We start from the raw sequence: 10,277 nt of genomic DNA, 5'->3' as shown, positions 1-10,277 counted from the left end.
TCGTCCGCCGCCTGAAGCGCGGCTGAGACGATCCCAACCAAAATTCGTTCAGGAGGAGTACCATGCACTATATTGACGCGTTCAACCATTTCTTTCCGAAGGCGCTCTGGGAGCGTATCCAGAAGCTCGACGGCGCCGGCAAGGATATCGGCCGCCGCATGCAGGGCATCCCTTGCATCTACGATCTCGAAACCCGTTTCCGGGTGATGGATGAATTTTCCGACTACACGCAGATCATCTCGCTCGGCATGCCGCCGCTCGAAGCCATGGGCGGACCGGAGCTTTCAACGGAATTCGCGAAGATTGGCAATGACGGCCAGGCCGAGCTCGTGCGCAATCATCCCGACCGCTTCGCCGGTTTCGTCGCAGCGCTGCCGATGAACGCGCCTGAGGCGGCCGCGAGGGAAGCCGAGCGCGCCTTCACGGAACTCGGCGCGAACGGCCTGCAGATCCACACTAACGTCAACGGCGCGCCTCTCGATGAGGAGCGTTTCTTCCCGATCTTCGAGATGGCGGCAAAGTACAACAAGCCGGTGCTGCTGCATCCGTCGCGCAACTCCTCGATGACCGACTACGCGACCGAAGACAAATCCAAGTACGAGATCTGGTGGACCTTCGGCTGGCCTTATGAGACCAGCGCCGCCATGGCCCGCCTCGTCTTCTCCGGCTTTATGGACCGCCTTCCGAACCTCAAGGTTCTCGCCCACCACATGGGCGCCATGGTGCCCTTCTTCGAAGGCCGTGTCGGCCCCGGCTGGGACCAGCTCGGCAAGCGCACCTCGGACGAGGATCTGTCGCTGGTGCTGAAGCGCCTGAAGAAGCGTCCGCTCGACTATTTCAAGGACTTCTACGCCGACACCGCAGTCTTCGGCTCGCGCTCAGCGACGCTGTGCGGCCTGGATTTCTATGGCAGCGACCGCATTCTCTTTGCATCCGATTCGCCCTTCGATCCGGAGAAGGGTCCGGGCTACATCCGCGATACGCTGAAGATCCTGAATTCGCTCGATCTGCCGAAGGAAGACATGGAGAAGATCTGCTTCCGTAACGCCGAGGCGCTTTTCGGCCTCAAAAAATGATTAGCTTTGTCGCGGAGGCGGCTTCTTCCGTCTCCGCGACAAATATACGGCTGGCGCACAGCCGAAACGCGCTCTAAAGCAAGCGCGTATTCCTGTCAGGACCCCCCTCGTGTCACGCCTCACACCAATCATCCTCGCAGTCGCTCTGTTCATGGAACGGATGGACTCGACAATCATCGCAACCAGCCTGCCCGCGATTGCAGCCGATATCGGCACGTCGCCTATCGCCCTGAAACTCGCGGTGACCAGCTATCTGGTGGCGCTTGCGGTCTTTATTCCCATAAGCGGCTGGATGTCCGATCGCTTCGGCGCGCTGAACGTCTTCCGGCTGGCGATCGGCGTTTTCATGATCGGCTCCATCGGCTGCGCGTTCTCCAATTCCATCGAGGCCTTCGTCTTCGCACGCCTCATTCAGGGCGCGGGCGGATCGATGATGACGCCGGTGAGCAGGCTCCTTCTGGTGCGGGGCACCCCCCGCAACCAGTTGGTCGATGCACTGGCGTGGCTGACGATCCCTGCCCTCATCGGCCCGATTCTCGGGCCGCCCGTCGGCGGGTTCCTCACGACCTACCTGAGCTGGCACTGGATTTTCTGGATCAATGTTCCGATCGGTATTGTCGGCATCATCCTTGTCACGAGACTTCTTCCGCCCGTCGAAACGCGTGTCCCGAAGCCGCTCGACTTTCCGGGTTTTTTCCTCTCCGCAATAAGCTTCGGCGCCCTTATCCTTGGTATTTCCATCGTCAGCCTCCCGGCTGTGCCCAGATACTACGGCTATGCGACGATCGCAGTGGGAGCCCTGTCCGGCATAATCTATCTGCTTCGGGCGCGACGTGTGGCGCATCCGCTTCTTGATCCGAGGATGTTCCGCTACCCGATGTTTCGCGCCGCGATTGTCGGCGCCTCGAATTTCCGCATGGGCTTGGGGGCTCTGCCCTTCCTGATGCCACTGATGCTGCAATTGGGCTTTGGCCTGTCGCCGTTTCAGTCCGGCATGGTGACCTTCGTCACGGCAATCGGCTCGCTGAGCTCGAAATTCGGAGCTGCGCGCATGTTCGGCGCTTTCGGCTTCCGCCGCGTCCTCATTGTCACGACCATACTGTCCGCAATTCTTCTAGGCATCAACGGACTTTTCCATCCAGGCACGCCGCTCTCGCTGATCATGGCATGCCTGCTCGTCGGCGGCGTGCTGCGTTCGATGGCCTTTTCCGGGGTCAATGCCATGGCGTTTGGGGATGTCGACGATGCCGACAGCGGTCAAGCGACGGCAATCAATGCCGTCGCGCAGCGCCTTTCCATGGCGATTGGCGTTGCAGTTGCCGGTGCATCGCTCGATATCTCCAGCAGCCTGCATGGCGGCACGCTGGAGAACATCGATTTCCAGATCGCCTTCGTCGTGGTCGGCCTCATTTCCGCGTCGAGCGTCATCACTTTCTGGCGTTTGCCGCGAAACGCGGGCGACGATCTTGTGAACCGCAAGATGCGCGAGGGTTAGCCGTAGGCTCAGCCCTCACACCCGCTCTAGGGCTACAGCAATCCCCTGCCCGACGCCGATGCACATCGTTGAGAGCGAATACCGCCCGCCGGTTTCGGCAAGCTCCAGCGCTGCCGTTCCGGCGATCCGCGCACCGGACATGCCAAGCGGATGGCCGAGCGCGATGGCACCGCCATTGCGGTTCACGCGGCCATCGTCGTCGGCAATGCCGAGTTCGCGCAGAACTGCCAGGCCCTGCGAGGCGAAGGCTTCATTGAGTTCGATCACGTCGAACTGGTCCTGCGTCATGCCAAGCCGGGCCATCAGCTTGCGCGATGCGGGAACCGGGCCAATGCCCATGATGCGCGGCGGCACGCCGCCGGCTGCCCCGCCCAGGATGCGAGCGATCGGCGTCAGTCCATATTTCTTCGCCGCAGCTTCGCTGGCGATGATCAGGGCGGCGGCACCATCGTTGACGCCGGAGGCGTTGCCGGCCGTCACGGTGCCGCCCTCCTTCTTGAAGGGCGTGGAGAGCTTGGCGAGCGCTTCCATCGTGGTCGCACGCGGATGCTCATCCTTCTCAACGACAATAGGATCGCCCTTGCGCTGCGGAATGGTGACGGAGGTGATTTCCTTTGCCAGCCGGCCGTTTGCCTGCGCCGCCGCGGCCTTGGCCTGGCTGCGGACCGCAAAGGCGTCCTGGTCCTCGCGCGAGACCTTGTATTCCTCGGCAACGTTCTCGCCGGTCTCCGGCATGGAATCGACGCCGTACTGCTTTTTCATCAGAGGATTGATGAAGCGCCAGCCGATCGTCGTGTCGTAGATCTCGGCGTTGCGCGAAAAGGCCGTCTCGGCCTTCGGCATCACAAAGGGTGCGCGCGACATGCTTTCCACGCCGCCGGCAATCATCAGCTCGGCCTCGCCGGCGCGAACCGCACGGGCGGCGGCGATGACCGCATCCATGCCGGAGCCGCAGAGGCGGTTGATCGTCGTGCCGGGCACCGAGACCGGCAGGCCGGCAAGCAGCGATGACATGCGGGCGACGTTGCGATTGTCCTCGCCGGCCTGGTTGGCGCAGCCGAAAATCACGTCGTCGACGGCTTCCCAATCCACCTTGCCGTTGCGCTCGATCAGCGCCTTCAACGGCACGGCGCCGAGATCATCGGCGCGAACGGCCGACAGCGAGCCGCCAAAGCGGCCGATGGGGGTGCGGATATAATCGCAGATATAAGCGTCAGCCATTAGGCTTCTCCTCAGAGTTCCGGAACGACGAGATCGGCGACCGGGCCGTCGATATGGAGCGGCGCGCCGGTCATCGCCTGCAATTCCTCGACCGTCATCGCAGCGAGCTTCTCGCGCAGCACGAAACGGCCCTTCACGATATCGATGACGGCGTGGCTCGTATAGACGCGGGTGATGCAGGCGACGCCCGTCAGCGGGAAGGTGCATCTGTCGACCAGCTTCGGCTCGCCGTTCTTGGTGACGTGCTCGGTGATGACGCAGACCTGTTTGGCGCCGTGCACGAGGTCCATGGCGCCGCCGACGGCCGGCACGCCCTTGGCGCCGACCCGCCAGTTGGCGAGGTCGCCGGTCTGGGCCACCTGGTAGGCGCCGAGGATTGCGACGTCGAGATGGCCGCCACGCACCATGGCGAAGCTGTCGGCATGGTGAAAGAAGGCCGAGCCGGGCTTCAGCGTCACCGGCCGCTTGCCGGCATTGATGAGATCCCAGTCCTCTTCACCAACGGGCGGTGCCTCGCCGAAATCGAGGATGCCGTTTTCCGTATGGAAGATCGCCTGGCGGCCGGGCGGCTGGTAGCGCGCCACCATTTCCGGAAAGCCGATGCCGAGGTTCACATAGGCGCCGTCGGCGATGTCCTGAGCGGCGCGCCATGCAATGCTGGCGTTGGAAAGCTTGATGTCTTCGCGAGTGTTGATGGGGCTGATATCGATGGTCATTGATAAGCCACTCCGGCTCGAACGAGCTCTTCTTCCTGGGCGGGATTGGCGACCTCGACGACGCGGTCGACGAAGATGCCGGGGGTGACGACATGCTCAGGTTCAATGCCGCCGGCGGGAACGACGCGGGAGACCTGGACGATGGTCTTCGCCGCCGCCATGCACATCAGCGGATTGAAGTTGCGTCCGGCCTTGTTGTAGATGAGGTTACCGTGGGTGTCGCCGATATGCGCCTTGACGATGGCGAAATCGGCCTTCAGCCAGCGCTCCTGCACGTAATGGCGGCCGTCGAATTCGGCGATGACCTTGCCTTGCGCAAGCTCGGTGCCGTAGCCGGTCGGCGTGTAGAAGGCCGGGATACCGGCGCCGCCGGCACGGATGCGCTCGGCGAGCGTTCCCTGGGGCACAAGCTCCAGCTCTATCTGACCGGCCAGATATTTCTCCGTGAAGGCGCGCGGGTCCGACGACCGCGGGAAGGAGCAGATCATCTTCCGCACCATGCCCGCGTCAATCATCGCGGCAATGCCGATGCGGCCGTTGCCGGCATTGTTGTTGATCACCGTGAGGTTCTTCGGTCCCTTGTCGATCAGGGCGTGGATCAGCTCGATCGGCGCGCCCGACCCGCCGAAGCCGCCAATCATGACGGTCGCCCCGTCACCGATTTCGGAAACGGCCTCCGCCGTGTTCCCGATAGTTTTGTCCATGCTGGATCACTCCTTGCCCGGTTCGGCGGGATGCTCCTCCCCGCCTCTGGACTGATGGATAGAACGAGATGGCAGGACCGGCAAGAGATTTGTGCGTTATTTGATATTTGTTCGTATACCGCACAAACTGGGAGACCGAAATGGGGATTGGTTTTATTGCCCTTGGTTTGGGCGGTTTGATGTAATTGATTTGTCCACAAAATCTGGAATTTTCGTAACAGATTGTTATAACTGGATTATTTTAATTTAGCGGCAACTAATTTCATATGAGTTGATTCGTCTCTGATAAAGTCGTTGCGCGACCGGGACGACACCCATCGCCGTCGCGTCGGACTTGCGGTAGAGAAGGCCGGCGGTCTGCTGATCGCCGACGATGTCGGCAACACGATCTGGCGCGTGACCGCAGCACCAGCGACGCAATGACCAGGCTTGCGCGGACCGGACGCCGCGCCTGCGCGGCTGGCGATCATCCTTTGACGATTAAGACGGTCCCCTTGGCGAGGCTCAAAACCTTTGATGCTTGGCTCCCGAGGATCAGCCGATTGATCCCACGGTATCCATGCGATCCCATCATAATGAGGTCACTGCCAATCCGCTCTGCGGTATCGACGATACCATCGGCAGGGCTCGCGCTCTCGACCGCGACTGTATCGACGTCACCCGTGCATAGCTTCGCAGCCGCTTGGAGTGTCTTCTTGCTGTGCTCCGCATTGCCCTTCGCGATGTCTTCGTACATGAGGGGCGACCAAACGTCTGGTGCGAAGAACATTGAGGGGATCGAACTCACGGTTACGATCGTGATTTTTGCTTTGAGTATTTGAGCTAGCTCGGAAGCCTGCTTCACTGCATTCGTCGCAAGATCAGACCCGTCTGTTGCGACAAGGATGTGCTTGAACATCGTCGTTCTCCTGTACGCTTGCGCGAACCGAACATAAACCACAGTCGAAGGTAGAGTCTATCGACGGCCGCTTTGCGACAGAACACGTTGTAACGCGCCGGTTCTGATGCCAAATCTACGGTGGAAAGCACGGCTCAGGGCCGCTTCGGACTGGTATCCGACTTCGGCGGCAACTTGGGCGATGGAATCTGCCGAGTCGACCAGCGGCGCTATTCCACAAATCCCCTGGAACGTGCCAACGAGGGTTGCCCTGGGACGGGCCACCAATGTCCGCGAGCGTGTCAACGGTCTAATTTCGACAGGGCTGAAATGCTGTCTTGACGGAGATCGAACGTTAGCCCCGCGATTTTCACGTTGCGACCATTAGCAGACAACACCGGAGGATACTCACGGAAGCACCAATCACTTCCTGCAGCATCAGTAAGAAGCGCTATAATTGACGGCGCGCGCCTTCTATCAATCACGCCATGCCCAAATAGCTCGTCGTTCGCACGCATCCAGTCGGCGAGCTTCCCGACTTCCGAGATCGCCCTACACGAGCTTCTTCGGCCATCACGACACAACTCACCAAGTTCTCAGGCAGCCTACCAAGCGGCCGTTTTCATTTCATGATCTTGATTGCTGCGGGCTCCGTACCTCTTGTCGGCGCTTGCTTAACATTGGCGAAGAGCCTATGCCTAGAAAATATTGTATACAAAATTCAAAAGACTTGATGTCAAAGTCTGAATGCCGTATCAACCCATTCAGGGATGGAGGAGATGATGAGCTTGAGCCAAGGCCAAATACGGCCGGTCATTGCGTTAGCCATGGGAGATCCAGCAGGGATTAGCCCCGAACTCACTGCCAAACTGTGGGCTCGTGAAGAGATCGCAGATATTGCACAATTGGTCGTCATCGGAGATCGTCGCATTTTCGACAAAGGCGCCGCCGATGCCGGGCTGGACCTCACGATTGAAACAACGGCAGCGGGTCAATTTGCTGCGCTCAAGTCGGAGCGCCATGTCTTCATCGATCTTGCGCATCTTGACCCGTCAGAGGTCTCGCCCGGAGAAGCCACGCTGGCCGGCGGGCGGTTTGCAATGGCCAATTTCCGCCACGCTCTCGAGCTTGCCGTTTCCCAACAGGTTTCAGCGGTCTGCTTCACGCCCTTCAACAAGAAAGCCATGCGCTTTGCCTATCCAGGTTATGACGATGAGAGCCGCTTTGTCTGTGACGTGATCGGCTTCGAAGGAAAAGTGCGCGAGTTCAACATTCTGGAAAGAGTCTGGAACGCCCGCGTCACTTCACACATTCCGTTTTCTGCTGTTTCCTCGGCAATTTCTGTCGAGGGGATAATGGCCGAAATCGAACTCACCACGCGTTGCCTTGCCGAAGCTGGCCATGCTGACGCCCGGATCGCGGTCGCGGGCCTTAATCCGCACGCCGGCGACGGCGGAAGCTTCGGCATGGAAGAAATCGAGATCATAGAACCTGCGGTGGCGCTTGCCAGAGCACGAGGCTTTAATGTCGATGGCCCATTCCCGGCAGACACCGTCTTTCTGCGCGCGGTCAAAGAAGGCTACCGCGCCGTCCTGACGATGTATCATGATCAGGGGCAGATCGCGATGAAGCTTATGGGTTTCGATGAGGGCGTCACCATAATCGGTGGCCTACCATTCCCGCTCTGCACGCCTGCCCACGGTACTGCTTACGATATCGCCGGCAAGGGCATTGCAAACATCGGCGCGAGCCGCGAGGCGATTTTTCTGGCCGCACGCATGGCGTCAAGGACGCACTTTGCTGCCGGATAGCCGTTCTTAAAGAATACCCGGTGCGAGGAGGTTCGTACCGGCTTCATCTAAACAAGGAGGTAGAAGATGAAGACTTTGGCCATGAGCATGACTCTTGCAGCCGCGTTGGCGATGGCTGGCCAAGCATTGGCCTTCGAGCCGACAAGGCCCGTCGAGTTTGTTGTTGCGTCCGGCGCCGGCGGCGGGACCGACAATTTTGCCCGCACGATCCAGTCAATCATCACCAAGCACAAACTCATGAGCAAGTCGATGGTGGTCTTGAACAAGGGTGGCGGCAGCGGCGCCGAGGCATTTCTTTACGCTAAGCAGAACGATGGCGACCCCAACAAGCTGTATTTCGGGACCAATAACGCCTATCTGCTGCCGCATGTTGCTAAGATGGCCTATTCGACGAAGGACTTGACACCGGTCGCGGCGATGGCTTTCGACGAGTTTCTGGTCTGGGTTAAATCGGACTCCGAATATACGACGCCAGCCGCACTCGTGGACGCAGCCAAGGCGGCACCAAATAGCGTTGCTTTTGCAGGCAGCCAGTCCAAGGACACTGACGAAACCCTGGTGGCGCTGATCGAGCAGGCCACAGGCGCTAAGTTCAAGTACCTGCCCTTCAACGGTGGCGGCGAAGTCGGTGTTCAGCTCGCGGGCGGCCACGTTGCCGCCAATGTCAACAACCCCAATGAGAATATCGGTCAATGGAAGGCGGGCGCCGTCAAGCCGCTCTGTGTCTTCTCCGACAAGCCGATGGCAAAAAGCGAGCCGATTTACGAGGGCAAGGGCTGGGGCGACATTCCGATCTGCTCGTCGGTAGGTATCGCGATCCCGTCCTATAAGATGCCCCGCACCGTGTGGGTCGCCGCCGGGACGCCTGAAGATGCAGTCGCCTATTATGCGGATATCATGAAGAAGGTCAGCGAGACGCCGGAATGGGCGGAATATATCCGCAAGACCTCGCAAACCGGCGATTACCTTGACGGCGCGAAATTGACGGATTTCATCGGCACCAGCGAGACGAAAGCGGTGAACGTCTTCAAGACGGAGGGCTGGCTGGTTCAGTAAGCGAACTGACGAACAGGCGCCCAGGGATCCGGCGGACACTGCCGGATCCCTTAGATGAAGGAAACCGATCATGCATATCAAGCGCCTCCATATGGAGGTCTTCACCGCCGCCGGCGTAGCCGCAATCGGCGTGCTCGCAGCCACAGGCTCGTTGGAGCTTGGTGTGACCTGGGGGGATTCAGGGCCGCAGCCCGGCTACTTCCCATTTTATGTCGGCCTCATCGTCATCGCGGCGAGCATCGGCTGCATCGTGCAGGCTATCTTGAAGGCAAGGAGCGCCGAGCAGCAGGAGACTTTTCTCGAGCCGGAGCAGACCCGGCGGCTTCTCTCCTTCTTTATTCCGATGATCGTCTTCGTCGTCGTGACGATCTATTTCGGTGTCTATGTTGGAAGCGCGTTGTATCTGTTCTATGTCGCCTGGCGCCAGGGAAAATACAAACCCCAGCATGCGATCTTCATGGGCGTTGCTTTTTCGATCGTACTCTATTTGGTTTTCGAGACCGCGTTCCAGGTGCCTCTGCACAAAGGCCCGCTCGAAGACATGCTTGGCATTTACTGAGCGCAGCGGGAGCATATCTCATGGAAAATTTCGGACTGCTGATCGACGGTTTTGGCATTGCGCTGACCCCCATGCACATCATGCTGATGGTTGCTGGCGTCCTGCTCGGCCTTGTCGTTGGTGTGCTTCCGGGGCTTGGTGCCCCCAATGGCGTATCGCTGTTGATCCCTCTGACATTCTCGATGGATCCGGTATCGGCCATCATCCTTCTGGCATCCATGTATTGGGGAGCGCTGTTCGGCGGGTCGACGACCTCCATTCTTTTCAATATTCCAGGTGAACCAAGCTCCGTCGCGACGACCTTCGACGGATACCCGCTGGCGCGCTCCGGACAATCTACGCGTGCACTTACCTTTGCTTTCATATCGGCCGGCATCGGCGCGCTTATTGGCGTTCTCGTCATCACGCTGTTGTCGTCATGGGCCGCCCGCTTCGCGCTCCGGTTCGGCGCTCCTGAGTATTTTGCGGTCTATTTCCTGGCCTTTTGCGCATTTGTCGGGATGGGAAGCGCTTCACCGCTGAAGACCGTCGTCTCGCTCGGACTTGGCCTGCTGCTATCGGCGGTCGGAATGGACACGGTGACTGGCTCGCTGCGGCTGACATTCGGCATCGACGCGCTTGTGAGCGGCATCAGCTTCCTTGTTGTTGTCATCGGCCTGTTCGGCATAGGCGAGTTGCTGGCGACGGTACAGGATGGTCTGAAATTTCGTGGCGTTTCCTCTCGCATCGATCCGCGTGATGTCTTTAGGACCATCTGCGAGA

At 59.7% G+C, this 10,277-nt stretch carries 11 protein-coding genes; 7 read left to right on the top strand and 4 right to left on the bottom strand.

Annotation, left to right across the window (positions count from 1 at the left end):
* Nucleotides 1–62: 62 nt before the first annotated feature.
* A complete protein-coding gene (locus tag ACPYOI_RS32535) occupies nucleotides 63–1,076 on the top strand; it encodes an amidohydrolase family protein (protein ID WP_481415314.1) in 1,014 nt (337 codons plus the stop codon).
* Between the two features lie 127 nt (nucleotides 1,077–1,203).
* The gene (locus tag ACPYOI_RS32530) at nucleotides 1,204–2,571 is read left to right on the top strand and encodes an MFS transporter (protein ID WP_481415386.1); all 1,368 of its coding nucleotides are present in this window, start codon (nucleotides 1,204–1,206) and stop codon (nucleotides 2,569–2,571) included.
* 15 nt (nucleotides 2,572–2,586) lie between these two features.
* Here the strand turns inward: ACPYOI_RS32530 and pcaF are convergent, their stop codons facing one another.
* The 3 genes from pcaF to ACPYOI_RS32515 are packed head-to-tail and all read right to left on the bottom strand — an operon-like array spanning nucleotide 2,587 to nucleotide 5,212.
* The gene (gene pcaF, locus ACPYOI_RS32525) at nucleotides 2,587–3,792 is read right to left on the bottom strand and encodes a 3-oxoadipyl-CoA thiolase (protein ID WP_481415315.1); all 1,206 of its coding nucleotides are present in this window, start codon (nucleotides 3,790–3,792) and stop codon (nucleotides 2,587–2,589) included.
* Nucleotides 3,793–3,803: 11 nt separating this feature from the next.
* Nucleotides 3,804–4,508 (bottom strand): 3-oxoacid CoA-transferase subunit B, encoded by a 705-nt coding sequence (locus tag ACPYOI_RS32520; RefSeq protein WP_481415316.1) that lies wholly within the window; start codon nucleotides 4,506–4,508, stop codon nucleotides 3,804–3,806.
* The gene (locus ACPYOI_RS32515) at nucleotides 4,505–5,212 is read right to left on the bottom strand and encodes a 3-oxoacid CoA-transferase subunit A (RefSeq protein WP_481415317.1); all 708 of its coding nucleotides are present in this window, start codon (nucleotides 5,210–5,212) and stop codon (nucleotides 4,505–4,507) included. The genes ACPYOI_RS32520 and ACPYOI_RS32515 overlap by 4 nt, the downstream gene beginning before the upstream one ends.
* A 294-nt stretch (nucleotides 5,213–5,506) precedes the next feature.
* Here ACPYOI_RS32515 and ACPYOI_RS32510 point away from each other — a divergent pair, with 294 nt between their 5' ends.
* Nucleotides 5,507–5,635 carry a hypothetical protein gene (locus ACPYOI_RS32510; RefSeq protein ID WP_481415393.1) on the top strand — a complete coding sequence of 43 codons (129 nt, stop codon included), beginning with the start codon at nucleotides 5,507–5,509 and terminating at the stop codon, nucleotides 5,633–5,635.
* Nucleotides 5,636–5,678: 43 nt separating this feature from the next.
* Here ACPYOI_RS32510 and ACPYOI_RS32505 read toward each other — a convergent pair whose 3' ends face one another.
* Nucleotides 5,679–6,110: a universal stress protein gene (locus ACPYOI_RS32505; protein WP_481415318.1), complete on the bottom strand. Its 432-nt coding sequence runs from the start codon at nucleotides 6,108–6,110 to the stop codon at nucleotides 5,679–5,681.
* A 758-nt stretch (nucleotides 6,111–6,868) separates the two neighbouring features.
* On the opposite strand from ACPYOI_RS32505, the gene ACPYOI_RS32500 reads away from it, so the two are divergent.
* From ACPYOI_RS32500 to ACPYOI_RS32485, 4 genes are all read left to right on the top strand, one after another.
* Nucleotides 6,869–7,900 carry a 4-hydroxythreonine-4-phosphate dehydrogenase PdxA gene (locus ACPYOI_RS32500; protein WP_481415387.1) on the top strand — a complete coding sequence of 344 codons (1,032 nt, stop codon included), beginning with the start codon at nucleotides 6,869–6,871 and terminating at the stop codon, nucleotides 7,898–7,900.
* 81 nt (nucleotides 7,901–7,981) lie between these two features.
* On the top strand, nucleotides 7,982–8,956 hold the full coding sequence (locus ACPYOI_RS32495; protein WP_481415388.1) for a Bug family tripartite tricarboxylate transporter substrate binding protein: 975 nt from the start codon (nucleotides 7,982–7,984) through the stop codon (nucleotides 8,954–8,956).
* A gap of 70 nt (nucleotides 8,957–9,026) precedes the next feature.
* A complete protein-coding gene (locus ACPYOI_RS32490; protein WP_481415319.1) occupies nucleotides 9,027–9,515 on the top strand; it encodes a tripartite tricarboxylate transporter TctB family protein in 489 nt (162 codons plus the stop codon).
* Nucleotides 9,516–9,535: 20 nt separating this feature from the next.
* A partial coding sequence (locus ACPYOI_RS32485; protein ID WP_481423918.1) for a tripartite tricarboxylate transporter permease occupies nucleotides 9,536–10,277 on the top strand: 742 nt, incomplete at its 3' end.

This window comes from Rhizobium sp. SVR5-2C, from assembly GCF_056755115.1.
Note: the sequence above shows the minus strand (reverse complement) of the source record. Positions and strands in the feature narration are given on the sequence as shown.